The organism is Lysobacter sp. GCM10012299, assembly GCF_042649405.1.
Taxonomy (GTDB): domain Bacteria; phylum Pseudomonadota; class Gammaproteobacteria; order Xanthomonadales; family Xanthomonadaceae; genus Lysobacter_J.
Window position 1 is genome coordinate 470,174 of the sequence record NZ_JBHRZC010000002.1, and the last position, 20,547, is coordinate 490,720.

The 20,547-nt window shown below is 67.3% G+C and carries 21 protein-coding genes; 10 read left to right on the top strand and 11 right to left on the bottom strand.

The window, feature by feature from the left end; translation table 11 throughout:
• Positions 1-41 precede the first annotated feature (41 nt).
• Positions 42-863, top strand: a complete 822-nt coding sequence (locus ACFOPO_RS06420) for an OmpA family protein (protein ID WP_386702071.1) — start codon at positions 42-44, stop codon at positions 861-863.
• 88 nt (positions 864-951) lie between these two features.
• Here ACFOPO_RS06420 and ACFOPO_RS06425 read toward each other — a convergent pair whose 3' ends face one another.
• From ACFOPO_RS06425 to ACFOPO_RS06435, 3 genes are all read right to left on the bottom strand, one after another.
• Positions 952-1,593, bottom strand: coding sequence for a response regulator (locus ACFOPO_RS06425; RefSeq protein WP_386702073.1), 642 nt, complete (start codon positions 1,591-1,593; stop codon positions 952-954).
• 25 nt (positions 1,594-1,618) lie between these two features.
• The gene (locus ACFOPO_RS06430) at positions 1,619-2,611 is read right to left on the bottom strand and encodes a CheR family methyltransferase (protein WP_386702075.1); all 993 of its coding nucleotides are present in this window, start codon (positions 2,609-2,611) and stop codon (positions 1,619-1,621) included.
• A 211-nt stretch (positions 2,612-2,822) separates the two neighbouring features.
• Positions 2,823-3,170 (bottom strand): hypothetical protein, encoded by a 348-nt coding sequence (locus tag ACFOPO_RS06435; protein WP_386702077.1) that lies wholly within the window; start codon positions 3,168-3,170, stop codon positions 2,823-2,825.
• Positions 3,171-3,474: 304 nt separating this feature from the next.
• On the opposite strand from ACFOPO_RS06435, the gene ACFOPO_RS06440 reads away from it, so the two are divergent.
• The 9 genes from ACFOPO_RS06440 to ACFOPO_RS06480 all read left to right on the top strand — a co-directional run bounded on the left by ACFOPO_RS06440 (position 3,475) and on the right by ACFOPO_RS06480 (position 16,148).
• Positions 3,475-5,103, top strand: a complete 1,629-nt coding sequence (locus ACFOPO_RS06440) for a TldD/PmbA family protein (protein WP_386702079.1) — start codon at positions 3,475-3,477, stop codon at positions 5,101-5,103.
• Between the two features lie 17 nt (positions 5,104-5,120).
• Positions 5,121-6,455, top strand: a complete 1,335-nt coding sequence (locus tag ACFOPO_RS06445; protein WP_386702081.1) for a TldD/PmbA family protein — start codon at positions 5,121-5,123, stop codon at positions 6,453-6,455.
• A 134-nt stretch (positions 6,456-6,589) separates the two neighbouring features.
• Positions 6,590-8,215, top strand: a complete 1,626-nt coding sequence (locus tag ACFOPO_RS06450) for a TldD/PmbA family protein (protein ID WP_386702083.1) — start codon at positions 6,590-6,592, stop codon at positions 8,213-8,215.
• Positions 8,212-8,913: a DUF4159 domain-containing protein gene (locus tag ACFOPO_RS06455; RefSeq protein WP_386702085.1), complete on the top strand. Its 702-nt coding sequence runs from the start codon at positions 8,212-8,214 to the stop codon at positions 8,911-8,913. Before ACFOPO_RS06450 ends, ACFOPO_RS06455 begins: the two co-directional genes overlap by 4 nt.
• A 160-nt stretch (positions 8,914-9,073) precedes the next feature.
• On the top strand, positions 9,074-10,069 hold the full coding sequence (locus ACFOPO_RS06460) for an AAA family ATPase (RefSeq protein ID WP_386702087.1): 996 nt from the start codon (positions 9,074-9,076) through the stop codon (positions 10,067-10,069).
• A gap of 13 nt (positions 10,070-10,082) precedes the next feature.
• Positions 10,083-10,997 (top strand): DUF58 domain-containing protein, encoded by a 915-nt coding sequence (locus ACFOPO_RS06465; protein WP_386702089.1) that lies wholly within the window; start codon positions 10,083-10,085, stop codon positions 10,995-10,997.
• Positions 10,994-12,157, top strand: coding sequence for a BatA domain-containing protein (locus tag ACFOPO_RS06470; protein WP_386702091.1), 1,164 nt, complete (start codon positions 10,994-10,996; stop codon positions 12,155-12,157). Before ACFOPO_RS06465 ends, ACFOPO_RS06470 begins: the two co-directional genes overlap by 4 nt.
• A 5-nt stretch (positions 12,158-12,162) precedes the next feature.
• A complete protein-coding gene (locus tag ACFOPO_RS06475) occupies positions 12,163-14,307 on the top strand; it encodes a hypothetical protein (RefSeq protein WP_386702676.1) in 2,145 nt (714 codons plus the stop codon).
• On the top strand, positions 14,304-16,148 hold the full coding sequence (locus ACFOPO_RS06480) for a carboxypeptidase regulatory-like domain-containing protein (protein WP_386702093.1): 1,845 nt from the start codon (positions 14,304-14,306) through the stop codon (positions 16,146-16,148). The genes ACFOPO_RS06475 and ACFOPO_RS06480 overlap by 4 nt, the downstream gene beginning before the upstream one ends.
• 103 nt (positions 16,149-16,251) lie before the next feature.
• On the opposite strand, the gene ACFOPO_RS06485 is transcribed toward ACFOPO_RS06480, so the two are convergent.
• From ACFOPO_RS06485 to ACFOPO_RS06520, 8 genes are all read right to left on the bottom strand, one after another.
• Complete coding sequence (locus ACFOPO_RS06485) at positions 16,252-16,599, bottom strand: GFA family protein (protein ID WP_386702095.1); 348 nt, start codon at positions 16,597-16,599, stop codon at positions 16,252-16,254.
• A 65-nt stretch (positions 16,600-16,664) separates the two neighbouring features.
• Positions 16,665-17,168: a nuclear transport factor 2 family protein gene (locus ACFOPO_RS06490; protein WP_386702097.1), complete on the bottom strand. Its 504-nt coding sequence runs from the start codon at positions 17,166-17,168 to the stop codon at positions 16,665-16,667.
• Positions 17,169-17,184: 16 nt separating this feature from the next.
• A complete protein-coding gene (locus ACFOPO_RS06495) occupies positions 17,185-17,421 on the bottom strand; it encodes a hypothetical protein (RefSeq protein WP_386702099.1) in 237 nt (78 codons plus the stop codon).
• Positions 17,422-17,562: 141 nt separating this feature from the next.
• Positions 17,563-18,051, bottom strand: coding sequence for a DUF2269 family protein (locus ACFOPO_RS06500; RefSeq protein WP_386702101.1), 489 nt, complete (start codon positions 18,049-18,051; stop codon positions 17,563-17,565).
• A complete protein-coding gene (locus tag ACFOPO_RS06505) occupies positions 18,048-19,196 on the bottom strand; it encodes a saccharopine dehydrogenase family protein (RefSeq protein ID WP_386702103.1) in 1,149 nt (382 codons plus the stop codon). Before ACFOPO_RS06505 ends, ACFOPO_RS06500 begins: the two co-directional genes overlap by 4 nt.
• Positions 19,193-19,558, bottom strand: a complete 366-nt coding sequence (locus tag ACFOPO_RS06510; protein ID WP_386702105.1) for a hypothetical protein — start codon at positions 19,556-19,558, stop codon at positions 19,193-19,195. The genes ACFOPO_RS06505 and ACFOPO_RS06510 overlap by 4 nt, the downstream gene beginning before the upstream one ends.
• A 9-nt stretch (positions 19,559-19,567) precedes the next feature.
• Complete coding sequence (locus ACFOPO_RS06515) at positions 19,568-19,942, bottom strand: hypothetical protein (RefSeq protein WP_386702107.1); 375 nt, start codon at positions 19,940-19,942, stop codon at positions 19,568-19,570.
• Between the two features lie 114 nt (positions 19,943-20,056).
• Positions 20,057-20,542, bottom strand: a complete 486-nt coding sequence (locus ACFOPO_RS06520) for a DUF6174 domain-containing protein (RefSeq protein WP_386702109.1) — start codon at positions 20,540-20,542, stop codon at positions 20,057-20,059.
• Positions 20,543-20,547 lie beyond the last annotated feature (5 nt).

A 20,547-nucleotide genomic window follows, 5' to 3' on the forward strand; every position in this document is an offset into this window, starting at 1 on the left:
CGCACGCAAGGTGCGCCATCCGTCCCTCAAGGACCCACTCCATGTCCAATCTCCATCGCCTGCCAGGCGCGTTCCTGGCGATCGCCGTGACGCTGGCGCTGTCCGCGTGCGGCACCCGCTCCCTCAGCGAAGTCCATGACGGCACGACCGAGCAGCCGGTATGGCCGGATCCAGCCAAGGCCCATCCGATTGTCGAAAAGACCGTCTACCCGGACCTCACCGCATTCCCGAAGATCGCCCCGGGCGTGGCCAAGCTCGAGGTTTATCGCCTGATCGGCCACCCGATGTACCGCGAAGGCATCATTGGCGTGCACGAATGGGACTACCTGTTCAAGCTGCCGTCGGGTGAGCCGGGCCAGTACGTGGACTGCCAGTACAAGCTGCTGTTCAACGACGACATGCTGCTGACGCAGACCTTCTGGAATCCCGCACCGTGCGCCGCATTGGCCGGTGGCCAGCCGGCACCGATCACGCCGGAAGCGCCGCACGTGGCGGCGGTGACCGAAGTGGCGGCCGACACGCTGTTCGACTTCGACAGTGCTCGCTTGTCGGCCGATGCGCCGGCGGCGATCGACGTCCAGATCCTGAAAGTGCTCGAATCGGCGCAGCGCGTGGAAACCCTGCGCCTGATCGGTTTCACCGACCGCATGGGCAGCGACGACTACAACCTGCGACTGTCCAGGCAGCGCGCCGAATCGGTGAAGGCGTACCTGGTGTCGAAGGGCGTGCCGGCCGAGGCCATCCAGACCGAAGGCCGCGGCAGTGCCGACCCGGTGGTGGAATGCAGCAACAGCAAGCGCCGGGACCTGATCGCCTGCCTCAAGCCCAACCGCCGCGTGCGCATCGAAGTCATCGCACGCTAGTCAATCACCGCCCCGTCTCCGGGGCGGTCTTTACCAACCGTAGCCCGGGTAAGCGAAGCGCACCCGGGTTCAATCGCGCCAGGCCGCCCTAAACCAGCAACCCCTTCTCCCGCGCATAGTTGTAAACCTCGCGATCATTGCGCAGCCCCAGCTTCGCCATCGCATCCATCTTCTGCCGACTGATCGTCTTTGCGCTGCGACTGAGCTGCGCCGCGATCTGCGACACCGTCAATCCCGACGCGAACATGCGCAACACCTCGGTCTCGCGCCGCGACAACCGCGCCTCGCCACTGCCGGGCGCCGCCGTCTCCGCCGCGTCCATCAACGCCTGCAGCCCCGCGCTGACGTAAGTGCGCCCCTGCGCCGCGGTGCGCACGGCAAGCTCCAGTTCCTCCAGCGCGTCGGCCTTGTTGAGCAGGCCCTGCACGCCGGTGGCCAGCACCGAGCGCAGCACGCCGATGTTGCTGACCATCGTCAGCACCACCACCGGCGTCAGCGGCCAGCGCTGGCGGATCAGTTCGAGCAGGTTGAGCCCGTCGGTGATATGGCCGCCGGGCATGTTGAAGTCGGTGAGCACCACGTCGAAGTGGTGCTGTTCCAGCGCAAGCACGAGCTCGTCGGACGAGCCCGCTTCGGCCATGCTACCGAACTCGCCGCTGCGTTCGAGCAGCTCGCGCATGCCACTGCGCACAATCGGATGGTCGTCGGCGATGATGATGCGTAGCGGCATGGGTGTCCGTTCCCTGGATGCGCCATCAAGTCCTCAAACGCCTGGCGATCGGCAAGGCATCATCGGCAAAGTTGCGTGCGCGAGGGGTGAAGGTCGCGGCATTCAACGCACGTGCAACGACGGGAACAGCGAACACCGTTGCGTACCGGTATTCCCAGTCCGCGCGCTCATGGTCGATCGGCTCGTGTGCCCAGCGCGTCCACGGCCAGTCGCCCTTGGTGGGATCGGCGGTGTGGATCTCCTCCAGGTAACGGGTCACCGGTTTGAGGCCAAGCGATTGCGTGACGCGCGACTTGAGATCCAGGTCGATGCCGTCCAGCACCAGCGTTCCGCCCGGGACGAGCAGCGACACCACGTTCCTCAGGCAGGCCTCGGCGATGGCGTCTTCCATCGGGCCGAGCACGTTGCACGCGATCACCACGTCCTGCGGCCCCAGCGTGGTGGCGAGCGCGGGATCCGTCGCATCGGCGACCGACCACGTGATGCCTTCGCGGATCCAGTCCTTTATCCGGAAATCGCCCGCGGGCGTGACGTCCATGATGTCGTGCAACGCATTCGGAACGGTGGTGAATACCTTCGCGCCGTTGACTTCTATCGTGCCGCCGAGCGGCGAAGGTGTCCTGAGCCGGTAGAGGCCCTTGCGCGCGACCTCGATGACGTCGGCCGACACGTCGATCCCGTGGGCAACCACCTGCAACCACGGATGCTGCCGTCGAAGCAGCCACAGCGTGGAGTAGAGCTCGGCGCCGACGCTGCATCCGATCGATGCGATGCGCAACGGTTGTCCACGCGGATGCGCGGAGACGACCTCGTTGAGCAGGCGCAGCTGCGGAATGTTGCGCAGGAACCAGGTGTAGTGCGTCTGGTTGCGGTCGGTGTCGCGGACGTAGTGGTCGTAGAAGAACGCGCCGACCCTGCGCGCCTGCCGGGTCTGGCGCAACGCGGTGGGAAGGCGTCGCCAAGTGTAACGGACGAACGGAACGAACGGTTTGAGTGCGAGTTCCAGCAACGTGCTCATCGGGGGCCCCTGGGCTCCCATGCCATGCGGCGGCAGCGGCCCTCGATGGGTCGTGCGCGCGGTGGGCGTTGGTAGCCAAGAAATCATGCGGTTCGACCGCGAGCGCAGTGGCGTGCAGTTCGTGCCGACCGTCAGGTATGGGTCGGCGCGACCGGAAGGACGCTGGCTTGCAGGTCAACGAAGATCGGCCGCCATCGGGCGGCCTGTGGCCTCAGGCGATCGGTGGCCTGAAAGGCACCGCGAGTTGCAGCCGGGACACCGGCTGGAAACCGGGAATGGGCACCGGCGAGTTCCGCGTGTCGGCCAGCACGAAAGGCGATGCCGTGGCATCGACCGCTGCACCGAAGAAGCACTGGTGCATCAGCGTGTGGGCGCCCTTGGCGTGCGCGTGGTTGCCCTGCGGCGCGCCGTGGTCGCCGGCCGCCACGGCACTGTCGTGTTCGGCGGCGAGCAGGTCGCACCCGAGCCCCGGCGCCGGCCTCGACACCAGCCCGAGCAACAGCAGCACCAGGAAACTGGCGCGCAGCACGCGGGAGAAGGGGCGAAGCGTTCGTGTCACTGGCGTGGGAGGCGTGACTTGGATGGGGGATGCATCGATTTGAACGCTTCAGGGGGCGGGCATCGGCCACGCGGTGGCAACCACCGCCGATCCATCGACTGTGCCGATGATGGCGGCATGCCCCCGGCCGCGCCGACGCAGTCCACACTTCGGCGTATGCAACGCCATGGCCCCCGGTCATATAGCCCGAACGTCACTTGACGGGCTGCTGGCCCCCTGAGCACAGTCGCGGGGGGCCTTTGCCTTCGTCTTTTGCCTGGTGCGGCAGCTGCTGCCGTGCCGGCCTTTCCGGGGAGTTACACAAGTGGATAGACGCTCATTCCTGTCGATGACCGGCGTTGGTGTGGCCGGGCTGATGTTGCCCTTCGGTCGCGCCATTGCCGCCGAGCAGCTGGTCGAGACGATCGACGTGGCCAAGAAGAAGGCACTGGCCGACGCCGCCATGGGCGCTGCGACCGCCGCCGGCGCGTCGTACTGCGACGTGCGCATCGGCCGCTACCTGCGCCAGTTCGTGATCACGCGCGAGGACAAGGTCCAGAACGTGGTCAACACCGAGTCGACCGGCATCGGCATCCGCGTGCTGGTCAACGGCGCCTGGGGCTTCTCCGCCACCAACGAACTGGGCACCCAGGGCGTGGTCAAGGCCGCCCAGCAGGCGGCCGCAATCGCGCGTGCGAACTCCAAGCACCAGACCGCGCCGGTACAGCTGGCCAAGGCACCGGGCGTCGGCGAAGTCTCCTGGAAGACGCCGATCCGCAAGAATTCGATGGAAGTACCGCTGAAGGAAAAGGTCGACCTGCTGCTGGGCGTGAATGCCGCGGCGATCAACGCCGGTGGCAGCTTCGTCAACTCGATGCTGTTCCTGGTCAACGAGCAGAAGTACTTTGCCTCGACCGACGGCAGCTACATCGACCAGGACGTGCACCGCATCTGGGCGCCGATGACGGTCACCGCGATCGACAAGGCCACCGGCAAGTTCCGCACCCGCGACGGCCTGTCCTCGCCGATGGGCATGGGCTTCGAATACCTCGACGGCGCCAGCGCCGGCAAGGTCGTCTCGCCCAACGGCGTGGTCAATTACGGCCTGTCGTACGACATGCTGGAAGACGCCGTCGCCTCGGCCAAGCAGGCCAAGGCCAAGCTGACCGCACCGTCGGTCAAGCCGGGCAAGTACGACCTGGTGCTCGACCCGTCGCACACCTGGCTGACGATCCATGAGTCGATCGGCCACCCGCTCGAGCTCGACCGCGTGCTTGGCTACGAGGCCAACTACGCCGGCACCAGCTTCGCCACGGTCGACAAGCTCAAGAACAAGTTCAAGTACGGCTCCGACAACGTCACCGTGTTCGCCGACAAGACCCAGCTCGGCAGCCTCGGCGCGGTCGGTTATGACGACGAAGGCGTCAAGACCAAGAAGTGGAACCTGATCAAGGACGGCACCCTGGTGGACTACCAGGCCATCCGCGACCAGGCCCACATCCTGGGCAAGACCGAATCCGACGGTTGCTGCTATGCCGACTCGTGGTCGAGCGTGCAGTTCCAGCGCATGGCCAACGTGTCGCTGGCGCCGGGCAAGAACAAGCTCAGCGTCGCCGACATGATCAAGGACGTCGAGAACGGCATCTACATCATCGGCGACGGTTCGTTCTCGATCGACCAGCAGCGCTACAACGCCCAGTTCGGCGGCCAGCTGTTCTACGAGATCAAGAACGGCCAGATCACCCAGCAGATCGAGGACGTGGCCTACCAGATCCGCACGCCGGAGTTCTGGAACGCCTGCGTCGCCGTCTGCGACGACAGCGATTACCGCCTCGGCGGCTCCTTCTTCGACGGCAAGGGACAACCCGGCCAGGTGTCGGCGGTCTCGCACGGCTCGAGCACGGCGCGCTTCAACGGCATCAACGTCATCAACACCGCCCGCAACCTCGGCTGAGCCTGGAGACATAGACAATGAGCATCTTCACCGAAGAACAGGCCAAGGCGATCCTCGACAAGGTCATCAAGCTGTCCAAGGCCGACCAGTGCACGGCGCAGCTTGAGGGTTCGATCGACGGCAACATCCGCTTCGCCCTGAACAACATCTCCACCAGCGGCATCGTCGACAACACCGAGCTGGCCGTCGAAGTCGCCTTCGGCAGCCGCGTCGGCACCGCCACCATCAACGAGTTCGACGACGCCGCGCTCGAGCGCGTGGTGCGCCGCGCCGAAGACCTCGCCCGCCTGGCTCCGGAAAACCCGGAGTTCATGCCGGCGATCGAGAAGCAGACCTACAAGGCCAGCCCGACCTTCAGCCCGGCCACCGCCGCCATCACCCCGGAGTACCGCGCCCAGGTCGCGGCCAACTCGATCGCCCCGTGCAAGGCTGAAAAGCTGATCGCCGCCGGCTTCCTCGAGGACGGCCAGAGCTTCGTCGCGTTCGCCAACTCCAAGGGCAACTTCGGCTACCAGAAGGCCACGCGCTTCGACTACACCTGCACCGTGCGCACCGAAGACGGCCGCGGTTCGGGCTGGGTCGGCCGCAACCTCAAGGACTCCGACGAGTTCAAGGCCGACCAGGACATCCGCACCGCCATGCGCAAGGCCACCGAGTCGGCCGAAGCCAAGGCGCTGGAGCCGGGCAAGTACACGGTGATCCTGGAGCCGGCGGCGGCCGCGGGCCTGATCTCGTTCATGATGAATTTCTTCGACGCGCGCCAGGCCGACGAAGGCCGCAGCTTCCTGTCGAAGAAGGGCGGCGGCAACAAGCTCGGCGAGCAGGTCTACGACCCGCGCGTGAACATCAGCGCCGACCCGTGGGACGAGCGCGCACCGGTGCTGCCGTGGGACGGCGAGGGCCTGCCGCGCGAGAAGATGGCGATCGTCGAGAACGGCAAGGTGGTGGCGATGCAGTACTCGCGCTACTGGGCCAAGAAGCAGGGCAAGCGCGCCGTCGGCGAGCCGGGCAACCTGCTGGTCGCCGGTGGCGACAAGACCACCGCGCAGCTGGTGGCCAGCACCCAGAAGGGCATCCTGGTCACCCGCACCTGGTACATCCGCATGGTCGATCCGCAGACCGTGCTGCTGACCGGCCTGACCCGCGACGGCACGTTCTACATCGAGAACGGCCAGATCAAGCACCCGGTGAAGAACTTCCGCTTCAACGAGTCGCCGGTGATCATGCTCAACAACATCGAAGAGCTCGGCAAGCCGGTGCGCGTGGCCGGTGACGAGTCCTCGTTCGTGATGATGATCCCGCCGATGAAGCTGCGCGATTTCACCTTCACTTCGTTGTCGGATGCGGTCTGATCGCAACCCCCTCAATACCGTCATTCCCGCGCAGGCGGGAATCCATGGACGTACCGCCCCAAGAGCCAACGTCCATGGATCCCCGCCTTCGCGGGGATGACGGGTAGTAGTTTGTTTGTCGAGTAACCAAGCTGATGCAACGCCGCGACTTCCTGAATCTCACCGGTCTCTCCCTCGCCGCGATGGCGCTGCCAATCGGCCGCAGCATCGCCGCCGAGGCGCTGCTCGAACCGGTTGATGGTGCGCGCCGCCGGCTTCTCGCCGACGCCGCGCTGACGGCCGCCCGCGCGGCGGGCGCGCAGTATTGCGACGTGCGCATCGGGCGCTACCTGCGCCAGTCGGTGATCACCCGCGAGGCGCGGGTGGAGAACATCGTCAACGGCGAGTCCTCCGGCGTCGGCGTGCGCGTGCTGGTCGATGGCGCCTGGGGCTTCGCGGCGACCAACGTGCAGACCACCGATGCGGTGGCGGCCGTGGCGCGCCAGGCGGCCGCCATAGCCAAGGCCAACTCGCGCCACCAGACCAAGCGTGTCGAACTGGCGCCGACGCCCGGCGTCGGCGAGATCAGCTGGGCCACGCCGATCCGCAAGAACGCGATGGCCGTGCCGATCAAGGAAAAGGTCGACCTGCTGCTCGGCGTCAATGCCGCGGCGATGAAGGCCGGCGCCGACTTCTTCAACTCGACGCTGTTCCTGATCAACGAGCAGAAGTACTTCGCCTCCACCGACGGCAGCTACATCGACCAGGACGTGCACCGCATCTGGTTGCCGATCACCGCCACGGCGGTGGACAAGGCCAGCGGCAAGTTCCGCACGCGCAACGGCCTGTCGGCGCCGATGGGCATGGGCTACGAGTACCTCGACGCCGATCCGGCCGGCAAGTTCACGCTGCCCGGCGGCATCACCGCCTACGGCCGCAGCTACGACGTGATGGAAGACGCCATCGCCAGCGCCCGCGATGCGCGCGCCAAGCTCAAGGCGCCGTCCGTGAAGCCGGGCAAGTACGACCTGGTGATCGACCCGTCCAACCTGTTCCTGACGATCCACGAGAACGTCGGCCACCCGCTCGAGCTCGACCGCGTGCTCGGCTACGAGGCCAACTACGCCGGCACCAGTTTCGCCACGCTCGACAAGCGCGACGCGGGCTACCGCTGGGGCAGCGACATCGTCAACTTCGTTGCCGACAAGACCCGTCAGGGCAGCCTGGGCGCGGTCGGCTACGACGACGAGGGCGTGAAGACGAAGCAGTGGGACCTGGTGCGCGACGGCATCCTCGTCGACTACCAGGCCACGCGCGATGAAGCGCACATCCTCGGCCACACCGCGTCGCACGGTTGCAGTTACGCCGACTCGTGGTCCAGCGTGCAGTTCCAGCGCATGGCCAACGTCTCGCTGATGCCGGGCAAGGCGCCGCTCAGCGTCGCCGACATGGTCAAGGACGTCGAGAACGGCCTGTACATCCACGGCCGCGGCTCGTACTCGATCGACCAGCAGCGCTACAACGCGCAGTTCGGCGCCCAGCTGTTCTACGAGATCAAGCAGGGCAAGGTCACCGGCCTGGTCGAGGACGCCGCCTACCAGATCCGCACGCCGGAGTTCTGGAACGCGTGCGCCGCGATCTGCGACGAGCGCGACTTCCGCCTCGGCGGTTCGTTCTTCGACGGCAAGGGCCAGCCGAGCCAGGTATCGGCGGTATCGCACGGATCGAGCACCACGCGCTTCAACGGCATCAACGTCATCAATACCGCGCGGTCGATATGAACCGCGCGCAGTTCCTCCGCCTGATGCTGGCGGGCGCGGCAGGGGCGGTGCTGTCGCCGCTCGCGCGCGCCGCCAGCGTCGAGTACGACTTCTGGCTGACGCGCCTGAAGTACGACTCGGGGGACTGGGACGTCGACCAGCGCATGCCGGCCAACCTGATTACCTCGCTGATCGACTACACCAACCTGCGCGTGGACCCGAAGGAACACGTGCTGGCGCTGGCCGACCCGAAGATGCTGACCGCGCCGTTCTGCTACCTGGCCGGGCACAAGCTGGTCGAGTTCAATCCGGACGAGCGGCGCAATTTCGAGCGCTACGTGCGCAATGGCGGCTTCGTCTTCGTCGACGACTGCAACCACGACATCGACGGTTTGTTCGCACGGTCGTTCGAAGCGCAGATGTCGTCGATCTTCGGGCCGAAGGCACTGCGCAAGCTGCCCAACACGCACGCGCTGTATCGAAGCTTCTTCACCTTCAAGGACGGCCCGCCGGCCACCGGCTTCGAACTCAACGGCTGGGGCGACGACCTGGTGCACGATTACCTGCAGGGCATCGAGATCGACGGCCGGCTCGGCGTCCTCTACAGCAACAAGGATTACGGTTGCGAGTGGGACTACGACTGGCGCAACAAGCGTTTCCTCGCCGAGGACAATACGAAGTTCGCGGTCAACATCGTGATGTATGCGTTGAACAGCTGATTCCGCCCCGTCATTCCCGCGGAGGCGGGAATCCAAGGACGTAACGGCGTAACAGCAACAGCAAACCGGATCCCGGCTTTCGCCGGGATGACGACAAAAAAATTCGAGCTCGACGTCCATGGATTCCCGCCTTCGCGGGAATGACGAGGAAACACTGCAAATGACCACCGCTACCACCGAAGCCGACATCCAGGCCCAGCTCGCCCGCCTCGGCACCCTGCGCACCGCCATCGCCCAGGCCATCGTCGGCCAGGAAGCGGTCGTCGAGCAGTTGCTGATCGGCCTGCTGGCCGGCGGCCACTGCCTGCTCGAAGGCGTGCCCGGGCTGGGCAAGACGCTGCTGGTGCGCTCGCTCGGCCAGGCGCTGGAGCTGCAGTTCCGGCGCGTGCAGTTCACGCCCGACCTGATGCCCAGCGACATCCTCGGCACCGAGCTGCTGGAAGAGGACCACGGTACTGGCCATCGCCATTTCCGCTTCCAGCCGGGCCCGATCTTCACCAACCTGCTGCTCGCCGACGAGCTCAACCGCACCCCGCCAAAGACCCAGGCGGCGCTGCTGGAGGCAATGCAGGAACGTACCGTCAGCTACGCCGGCGTGACCCACCAGCTGCCGGCGCCGTTCTTCGTGCTGGCCACGCAGAACCCGCTCGAGCAGGCCGGTACGTACCCGTTGCCGGAAGCGCAGCTCGACCGCTTCCTGCTGCACATCCGCGTCGACTATCCAACTGAAACCGAAGAGCGCGACATCCTTGCCCAGACCACCGGTACGCGCCATTCCGAAGTGCCGCAGGTGATGCACGGCGAGGAAGTGCTGGCGCTGCAGGCGCGCGTGCGCGAAGTGCACCTGGGCGACGACCTGCTTGCCTGGATCACCCGCCTCGTACGTGCCAGTCGGCCGAACGAATCGGCGCCGGCGGAAGTGAAGCAGTGGGTGAAGTGGGGCGCCGGCCCGCGCGCCGGCCAGTCGCTGGTGCTCGCGGCCAAGGCGCGCGCGCTGCTGCACGGCCGCCTTGCGGCGACGCGCGACGACATCGTCGCGCTCGCTGCACCGGTCATGCGCCACCGCCTGCTGCTGTCGTTCGCCGCCGAGGCCGAGCAGAAGAGCGCCGACGACGTGATCGCCGCGCTGCTGCGCAGCGTGCCGTTCGCAGGCTGATCGCAGGACGCGCGTGGCCAGTGCCGGTTCCAGCTTCGTCGACTTCATCCCGCCGCAGGTGCGCGCGCGGTTGAAAGACCTGCGCCTGACCTCGCGACGCGCGGTCGGGCTGCAGGGCATTGGCCTGCACCACAGTCGCAGCCGCGGCGCCGGACTGGAATTTGCCCAGTACCGCGCCTACGAACCCGGCGACGAGCTGCGCCAGGTCGACTGGAAACTCTACGCACGCTCCGATCGCTTCTTCGTGCGCGAGGCCGAGCGCGAAAGCCCGCTCGCGGTGTGGTTGCTGGTCGACGCCACCGCGTCGATGGCGCAGGAAGATGCGGCCCGCCCCGGCTGGTCGCGCCTGTCCGCCGCCAAGGGCCTGGCCGCCTGCGTCGCCGAACTGGCGCTGCGCCAGGGCGACCGTTTCGGCCTGGCCGTGCTGCACGGCGAGGGCGTGCGCGTGCTCGCGCCCGGCAGCGGCCTGCGCCAGCGCGACCGTTTCATGCTCGAACTGCAGCGCGTTGATGCGGGCGGCTCCTGGCCGTCGCCGGAACGCCTGCGTCCATTGTGGGAACGCATCGGCGCCGGTGACCTGGTCGTGTTGCTCAGCGATGCCTTCGACGAAGGCGCACTGGAAGTGGTGACCCGGCTGGCAGCCGCGCGCCGCGAAGTCGCCGCCATCCAGATCCTGACCGCCGAGGAGCGCGACTTCCCGTTCCGCGGTGGCCACGTGTTCCGCGACCCCGAGACGGGCGAAGAACTGCGCGGCGACGGCGTTGCCATGCGCGACGAGTTCCTGCGTCGGTTCGAGACGGCACGCCGTGAACTCGATGCGCGCCTGGATGCCAGCGGCATCCGCCATGCGCGCTACGTGCTCGACCAGGCGCTGGACTTGCCGCTGCGGCGCCTGTTCGGCTCCCGCGACGCTGCGGAGTACGCATGAGCCTGGCGTTCCTGTTGCCCGCCGGCCTGGCCGCACTCGCGGCACTGCTGCTGCCGCTGCTGATCCACTTGGCGCGACGCAGCGAGCAGCGGCCGATCCAGTTCGCTGCACTGCGCTGGTTGCGGCAGAAGCCCAAGCCGCGCCATCGCATCCGCTTCGACGAATGGCTGCTGCTGGCACTGCGGCTGTTGCTGCTGGTCGCGCTGGCGCTGCTGTTGGCGCGACCGGTGCTGGTCGGAGGCGCGAGCGAGGCGCCGTGGGTTGCAGTGGTGCCGGGCGTGGACCTGACGCAGGCGCGCGCAGTGCAGGCGCCCGAGGATGCCCGATGGCATTGGTTGGCGCCGGGCTTCCCGTCGCTGGACGAACCCGCGCCAACGGCATCCGCGTCGGTGACCAGCCTGTTGCGCGAACTCGATGCGGGATTGCCTGCGGGGGCGACCCTGACCGTGCTGGTGCCGGAGCAACTGACCGGTGTCGACGCACAACTGCCGGCCTTGAGTCACGACATCCAATGGCGCGTATTGCCCGGCTCGATGCCGGCTGCAGCTGCGCCGGTAGCCACCGCATTTGCGCCCAGCATCCGCTACGCGCCCCAGCACGAAGCGGCGATGCGTTACCTGCGCGCCGCACAGGCTGCGTGGAAGGGTGACGGTGCGAATGCAGTGGCTTCCGACACAGCACCCAATACGCAACCCGTGCCCGCCAACGCACGCCAGCTGATCTGGCTGGCGCCCGGGCCGTTGCCCGCCGCAATTGACGCGTGGATACGCGAAGGCGGCAACGCGCTGATCGGCCACGACAGCACCGTTGCCAACCTTCCTGCCACGACGGTCTTGTGGCGCGATGCCGCGGGCGCTTCGCTCGTCGAAGGCACCGCCCATGGCAAGGGCCGGGTGATGCGCTTCACCCGCGAGCTCGCACCGCAGGCCATGCCGGCGCTGCTGGAGCCCGACTTCCCGCTCCGCGTGCGTGCCTTGTTCGATGCGCCGAGGGCGGCACCGACGCGGGTGCCCGCGGCCACGCACCGGCCGCTGACCGGCGGCCCGGTATTCCCGCAGTCGCCGCGTGACTTGCAGCCGTGGCTGGTGTTGCTGATCGCAATCCTGTTCGTGGTCGAGCGCTGGCTGGCCACCGGCGCACGCCGGGCGGTGGCGCCATGAGCGCGATGACCGTCCTGCAACGCGCGCTGCAGCAGGCACGCTGGCGTCACGGCCTCGATGCGGCATTGCGTTGCCTGCCGTGGCTGCTGGTCGCTGTCGCACTGGCGTGGCGCCTGGGTGGTATCGCAGTTGCGCTGACCGTGCTGGTGATTGCGGCCGCAGCAACCGCGGCATTCGCCTTCCACGGCGCACGCAAACTCGACACGCGCTGGCTGGTCCGCGAGCTCGATGCCCGCCGTGCCGACATGGACGACAGCACCGACCTGCTGTTCGCACCGACCGCCACCATGACCGGCCTGGAGCGCCTGCAACTGGGTCGCCTGCAGCAGCGCATCGAGAACGCGCCGCCGCCAGACCTGCGCCCGCAATGGTCGGCGCGCGCGCATGCCATCGGCACCGGCGTCGGCGCCGTCGCGATCGCGGCGATCCTGCTTTGGCCCGCGCGCCCCGGCGCGACCTTCGACGACGTGCTGTCCAGCGTCGGCGTCACGCCCGCCGCGCCAACGCAGACCAGCATCGTCCAGCAACGCCTGCAGATCACGCCGCCCGGTTACACGCGCCAGCCCGCACGCGATGACGCCACCCTCGACGCCAAGGTGCCGCAGGGAACGCGCCTGCAATGGACGATCCGCTTCGCACCGCAGCCGACTTCGGCGGCGCTGGTCTTCCACGACGGCCGCCGCTTGAAGCTCACCCGGGACGGCGACGACTGGCGCGGCAGTGACGTGCTCGCCCGCTCGGCGTTGTACCGGATCGTCGTGGACGGCGCTCCGCCGCTGCAGCCGGCGACGCTGCACCGCCTCGATGCCATCCCCGACCGCGCCCCGCAACTGCGCGTGCTCGAACCCGATCGCAGCCTGAGCCTGATGACACAGGGGCAGCGCAGCTGGGCGCTCGCGTTCGAAGGCAGCGACGACTACGGCGTTGCATCCAGCGCCACACTGCGCATCACCCTGGCGCAGGGCAGCGGCGAGAACATCACCTTCCGCGAGCAGTCGATGACCATAGGCGGCAGCGGCAGCGCGACGGTCAAGCGCTTTGCCCACCGCCTCGACCTGGCCGCGCTCGGCCTCGCCGCCGGTGACGACCTGATCGTGCAGCTGAGCGTCAACGACAACCGCACGCCGAATGCGCAGACGGCACGCAGCGCCAGCCTGATCCTGCGCTGGCCGTCCGACCTGGGCACCGAGACCACCGGCCTGGAAGGCATGGTCAAGAAGGTGCTGCCGGCGTACTTCCGCAGCCAGCGCCAGATCATCATCGACGCCGAGGCGCTGCTGAAGGAGAAGCGCAAGCTCGAGGCAGACAGCTACGTGAAGCGCAGCGACGCGATCGGTGTGGACCAGCGCATCCTGCGAATGCGCTACGGCCAGTTCCTTGGCGAAGAAGCCGAGGGCGAACCCAAGCCGCCGCCGACCAACGATGCCGACGACACCCATGGCGCCGACGACACCGCCACGGCACCGGAGGACGAGCACGGCCACGCCGACGCGGGCGGGGCAGGGAAGTTCGGCGAGGAAGGTGCGGTGCTCGAAGAGTACGGCCACACCCACGACCACGCCGAAGCGGCCACGCTGCTCGATCCGGACACGCGCAAGATCCTCAAGTCGGCCCTCGATGAAATGTGGCAATCCGAAGGCCACCTGCGCCAGGGCCATCCCGAACTCGCGCTGCCGTATGCGTACCGCGCGCTGCGTTTCATCAAGCAGGTGCAGCAGGCCACGCGCATCTACCTGGCACGCGTCGGCCCGGAGCTGCCACCGATCGACGAGAGCCGCCGCATGAGCGGCGATCGTGCGGGCTTGGCGAATCGCAATGACGCGCTGGTGGCGGCCGACATCGCCGACCCGACGCTGGCGGCGCTATGGGCTTCTCTGGACGCAGCGCAGGTGCCCGCCGCGCCGATCGACTTCACCGCGCTGGAGCGGTGGTTGCGCGAGCACGAATCGCGACTGGCGGACCCGCTCGCGTTCGTTGCAGCAATCGAAGCGCTGCGCGCCGACCCGGATTGCGTGACATGCCGCGCCGACCTGCGTGCATTGCTGTGGCCACTGTTGCCGCGCCCGGCCACGGCCGTGCCACGCCGCGATGCCGGTGACGCCGCCGGCCGCCGCTACCTGGAAGCGCTGCGCCAGGAGGCACCCCAGTGACCGCGGCCGCCTTCAACCTGCCGCTGCTGGTCGGCGCCCTGCTCACCGTCGCGGTGGTGGTCGCGTCAGCGCGATTGCTGCACCGCCAATGGCGCGCGCCACCGGCGCAACGCTCACGCGGGTGGCGCCTTGCGCTGTTGCTGCTGGCACAACCCGTGTGCGCGACATTGCTGTACTTCGCGCTGGTGCCGCCTTCGCTGCCGGGTGAAGCCGGCACGCTGGTGGTCGCTACGGCTGGCTCGACGGCGGCGCAGTTGGGTGGGGGTCGCGGTGGCGAGGCGTTTGTCGCCTTGCCCGAGGCACCGGTGCTGGCTGATGTCGAGCGCGTTCCCGATCTGGCGACGGCGCTGCGCCAACACCCCGGCACCCGCCGTGTGCGCATCGTCGGCGCAGGCCTCGTGGCTCGCGATCGCGATTCCTTGCAGGGCCTGGCCGTGGATTTCAGCGCCAACCCGCTGCCGCGCGGACTGGTCGAATTGCAGGCGCCACGCCAGGTGGTCGCGGGTGCGGACTTCGTCGTCGCCGGGCGCGCAAACGACCTGCGTGCAGGCTCGGCCGAGCTGATCGACCCGGGTCGCCGTCGCGTCGATCGCGTCGCACTGCCGGCTGACGGCCGCTTCACGTTGACCGCAAGCCCGCGCGTCGCGGGTACGGCGAGCTTCACCGTCCGCCTGCGCGATGCGAAGCAAGCTATCGTCGAAGACGTCGAGCTGCCCCTGCAAGCGACTGCCGCGACGCCGCCGCGCGTGCTGCTGATGGCCGGTGCACCCGGCCCCGAAGTGAAGTACCTGCGCCGCTGGGCGCGCGATGCCGGGATCACGCTGCAGACGCAGATCTCCGTGGGTGGCGGCAGGCAACTCGGCGACGCGCCGGTTGCGATCAACGCTGCCAACCTCGGCCGCTTCGACCTGGTGATCCTGGACGAGCGCGCCTGGTCCGCACTCGGCGACAGCCAGCGCGCCGCACTCAATGATGCGATCAACAACGGCCTCGGCGTGCTGCTGCGCGTCACCGCCGCGCCGTCGCCGATCGAACGCCGCCGCCTGCAGGCGCTCGGTTTCGCAGTTGCCGGCGGCAGCGATTCAGCAACGGTGAAGCTCGCCCAGACCGCACGCGACGAAGATGCCACCCGCGCCCGCATCGGTCCCGGCACGCCGGATGCACCGAAGTCGCACGACGCGGCATTGCCGGACATTCCCACACTGACGCGCCGCGACCTGCGCTTCCAGCCAGGCGATGCCGTGCCGCTGCTGCGCGACGACGCTGGGACCTGGATGAGCGCATGGCGTGCGCAAGGTCGCGGACGCATCGCGCTGTGGACGATGACCGACAGCTACCGCCTGGTGCTCGCCGGCCGTGACGACCTGCACGGGGAAATGTGGAGCAACGCGCTGGCCACGATCGGCCGCGCGCAGGCCCGCAACGACCTGACCATCGAAGGCGACGCACGCCAGTACGAGCGAATCGCCCTGTGCGCGCTCGGCGCTGCGGCAAACATGCGGACGCCGGCCGGTGACACCGTCGCGCTGCTGCGCGACCCCGCTACCGGCCCGCGCAACTGCGCCGCGTTCTGGCCACGCCAAGCCGGCTGGCACCAGCTGCGCTCTGGCGAGCAGACGTTGTCGTTCTTCGTTCGTGCACCCACGGCCGCGCCGGGCCTGCGCGCAGGTGAGACACGCGAAGCCACCTCGCGCCCGGCTGCCAGCTCCGCAATTGCAGCGGCGACGGCAGGGACAGTGCCGGGCCACCCCGGCGAGCGCTGGCCGTGGTGGCTGGCCTGGCTGCTGGCGAGCGCAGCGTTGTGGTGGCTGGAGCGCTCGCGCCTCGGCCGTCGCGCCTGATCTAAAAACGGGGTCAGAGTACCTTTTTCCTCAGGAAGTACTGACGCCTCGGCGACGGTCCGAGCGGCGAAGAAAGGTACTCTGACCCCGTTTTCGATCAGCCTTACTTCGACTTGCCGTCGTACTCGTGCACCGGGATGGCAGCCAGGTCGATGCCCTCGAGGCAGCGCAGGTTGATCGCAGCGATCGGGTTGCCCTTCGGGTCGACACCTTCGCCGTAGGCGTGGATGCCGCACACCGGGCAGAAGCGGTGCTTGATCACGTGCTTGTTGAACATGTAGGTGCTCGCCGCATCCTCGGGCGTGGTCAGCCGCATCTGGTCGCGTGGCACGAACCAGAGCAGCGACCCCTTGCGGCCGCACATGGAGCAGTTACAGGACAGGCCGCTGTCGATGGTGCCTTCCACTTCGAACGCCACGCGGCCGCAATGGCAGCTTCCCTCGTACGTCATCCTGGTGCTCCGAAGCCTGGGTGGTGGATTGTCACCCTTGGCTGTTGAAGCCCATGTTCACGCGGCTATTTGTTGGGGCGGTGCCCGTAACTGAGCACGCGCGTGATCTGCCACTTGCCGTTGTCGTTGTTCCACACGATCACGAACTCGGCCAGGCCCTCGCACTTGCCCGTGTCGAACTGGCAGAAGCGATGCGTGCCCTGTTCGATGGCGCCGAAATCCTTGATCGGATAGACCTTGAGCGTGCCCGGCACCAGTTCGCGGCGAAAATGTCCGCACACGTACTTCTCGGTGCTGGCCAGCATCTCCTGCCGCGACCAGGTGACGCCGCCGGTGTCGTGGTAGAACTCGACGTCCGGGGCGAAGTAGCTCGCATGCTTCTGCAACTGGCCTGGCTCGCTGCAGGTGTTGAACGCGGCGAACACCTCGGTATCGAGCGCCGAGATGTTGTCGAACAACGGATCGGCAGCCGGCTTCGTCCCTGCCGCGCTGTTCGAACCGGAAGCGAAGGATGCGCCTGATGCGGCAAGCGCAATCACGGCGGCAAACAGCGGTGTCTGCTTCTTCACGTGGGGCTCTCCGGAGTCAGGCCGCGGCCGCGCGCTGACCGTGCGTTGACTCGGGGCGCCAGCCAAGGAGGCGGGCCGGCAGGAAAAGAATGGCCTGCACGAACGCGAACAGGGCAGAGAACGTGATGCCCACCAGGCGGAACGGCAGGGTAAGCAGCCAAGCGATGGGCCACAACACCAGTGCCAGCAGGGCCAGCGGCCAGCAAAGGACAAACAGGATGCACCAGGCAACCACGCCTATCAGGGTCTTCATAACCCGGTCTCCCAACGGCTGACAGAAGGCGCTACGTTGCGACCCGGGCGCGCGACACGCAACCGGCATGCGACGAAGCGGCCAGACCTCCGACGAAACCGCGGAAATCGCGATGGAACCCGGCGGCCTGGCGCCGAAGGATCAGGGCAGCAGCTGCGACCACACCGCCGGCTTGGCCACCATCAGGTAGAACACCGCCAGCATCGCGGCGAATGCGGGGTAGCCCAGCGCCTCCCACCATTTCGCGTAGCGCCAGTAGCGGGCTGGCAGCGCATGGCCGCCTTCGGCAGCAGACGTGGCCATGGCCGCCATCCGCACCTGTAGCCAGACCACCGGCAACCACAGCGCGCCGGTGACCAGATAGAGGGCGATCGACAGCGACAGCCACGGCGTCGCCAGCGGCCAGCCTGCCAGGTGCGCCATGAGGAAACCACTGGCGGGCTGGATCAGCACCGCGGGAGTGGTGAACCACCAGTCGGCCCGCACCACCAGCCTGGCGACCACTGCCTGCGCCTGCACGTTGCCGCTGCGATTGCCGAAGAACAGGTAGAAGGCCGTGCCGAATCCCGTGCCGACCAGCACGACGCTCGACAGGATGTGGATCCACTTCACCAGCAGGTAGGTGGTCATGCGGCAGCTGCGTCCGTGACGGGTTCTCGGTCTGGCACGCCGGCTTCATCGACGATGTCGGTCACCATGCCCCAACGTGCGAACTCGCCCTGGAACTGCGCCAGCGCCAGCAGGCCAGTGGCGGTGAAAGCACCGGCCGGCATCGCCGCGCCAGCGGCCAGCTGTCGCGCCAGCAGGATCGCCGGCATGCACGGAATCTCCGGGCCATGATCGTTGCCGGCGGCGATGTGCCAGGCGCGACGGGCAGGGCGCCCTTGGCCATCGACACCTTCGACGCGGACAACCATCCCACCCAGCGCCGTGCCCAGGAAGTCGAATGCGACGGCGGTGCGATTCAACAGCCCCGCCAGGCGCTCGGGTCTGCGCAGCAGGCCGCGTGAACGAAGCCACGCCAGCGCAGCGAACGCGCGCTGGGTGAAGCCGACTTCGAGCGCAGCCCGGAACATCACCCGTTCGCGCACGGCGTAGTGCGTGGGAAAGAGTTCCAGGTCGGGGATGTCGCACAGCGCGCCGATGCGCGGGCGCATGCGCAGGAAGTCGATGCGCTCGGGACTGGCCCAGCCGGGCGCCTGCGTCCAACCGCCATCGCGCCAGATCCGGATCGGCTCGCCGCAGTAACTGAGCACCGCTGCAAGCGTTGCCTTCCCGCGCGGCGCGGTTTGCGCCGGCGCGATGCAGATGTCGACCGAATCGATCGCAGTCCAACCAGCGCACAAATGCTCGACCACCGCCGACGACAGCGCCGGAACCGTGCTCGCACCGGTGATGCCGACGCACCCGGACGCCTCGAACCGAGCCCGCAGCGCCGCCGGAAAATCGCAGACGAAGCGCCGGCCATCGGCCAGGTCGATGTAGTGCGCGCCAGCCTCGGCAGCGGCATGGGCCACCGCATACGACTGCTTCTGGAACGGCCCGGCCGCGTGCAAGACCAGGCCGACATCCAGTTGCCTGAGCGTCTGCGCGAAGTCCGGTGCAGTGAAGTCGACGGCCACCGCGCTGGCGGTGCCACCCAGTGCATCGACGAGCCGCTGCGCCTGGTCGCGGTTACGGCCGGCCACCAGCAGAGCGATGGTCGTGTCGCCCGCAAGGGCGCGGCAGATCCGCGCGCCGAAGTTCCCATAACCGCCCAGTACCAGTGTTCTCATCGCGTTCCGCCCTGCCACAGGAACGGAACAACGCCCAAGAACCAAAGGTCCTTATGCGGCCAAACTCCGATGATGGTGAACACCCCTGCCAGCAACGATTGGACCAGCAATCCAGCCACCGCAACGTAGCCAGCCTGTCCGCGATTGAGCCAGGCGGGGTGTTGCGATCCCAGGAACCTTAGCAAAGCCGAAAATGCCACCGCAAACGACGTGAAAGTGGTGGCGATGGCCAATGAGAACGAAAGCGTGACCCAATCCAGCGAGCCAAGGTCACCGGTAAAGAGCAGCCAGGTAGCAAGCAGGATCGCGTATATCGCCGCTATCGTGAGGATGACACCGCGAGGGACCGAGAAAGGTTGCATAAGGAACTCCTAACTTGAGCGTCGCCTGACTAAGTCAGTCACGACCCACGCAACAGCACAGACAGAAAGGGCCAATCCCCAAAGCGGGATGTAGAAGACCCAGGCCAGACCAGACTCCCGCACGGGCACGGCGAACAGCACCCACAGCTGGAACGCGACGAGCAGGACATTGAGACCCGACAAGATCCAAAGGAGTGCGGGACGGCGGGCACGTGGCCATAGGGCCAGAAGGGCTACCAGCAGATGAGGAGCGGCCATGAACAGATAGTTCGGCAGCAGGTACTGGATGCCTGTGGTTCGCCCGTTGAACACCCCGACAAGCAGGTAAAGCAATGCCGGAGCGCAGATCTGCAAGAGAACCAGGACCGGGAATGACTTTGTCATTGGCACCTGACGCCTGAATCAAGTCGAGCCGCGAAGCGGCTTCGGGTGGAATGAATTGGCGCGGCCACGCGAAGTGGATGCGTCGGGTTGTCGCCAGGCAGCATGGGTAGGCGCCTAGCGTCTTGCGCTCATCGGCTTGAAGCCATCCGCAACCAGCCGCCACTGCTCGTCATCCATGGCCGGGTCATCGAAATCCACAAGCACAGGGAAGCCATACGTCGGGTCGTACTCCACGCGATAGGCGCCTTCGGGAGCTGTGGCCAGCAGGCTTTCAACCCTGGAAAAAACATCCTCGACAGTCGCCCGCAGGTTGCTGGCGATATGGACCCTGCGGCCATGCGAGTAGCCATCCCTGCGCTCGCCCTCGTAGTAGGAGACGTGCAGTTTTCCTCGAACCACCACGTTACGGATCGGCCCGTAGTACGGCCCGAACAGGCAGAAGCAGGCCTCATCCCGGAACCGGATCTCATAGCTGTGGATCGCCGAAGCGTTCCATTTTGCCCGTGCAGCCGCCAATGCCTCGCTCGCAGCGACATCAGTTCCCGTGGCCGGGAACGTCGAAATGAGGAGGAGCAAACCCAAGAGGCCAGCGACCTTCATACGCC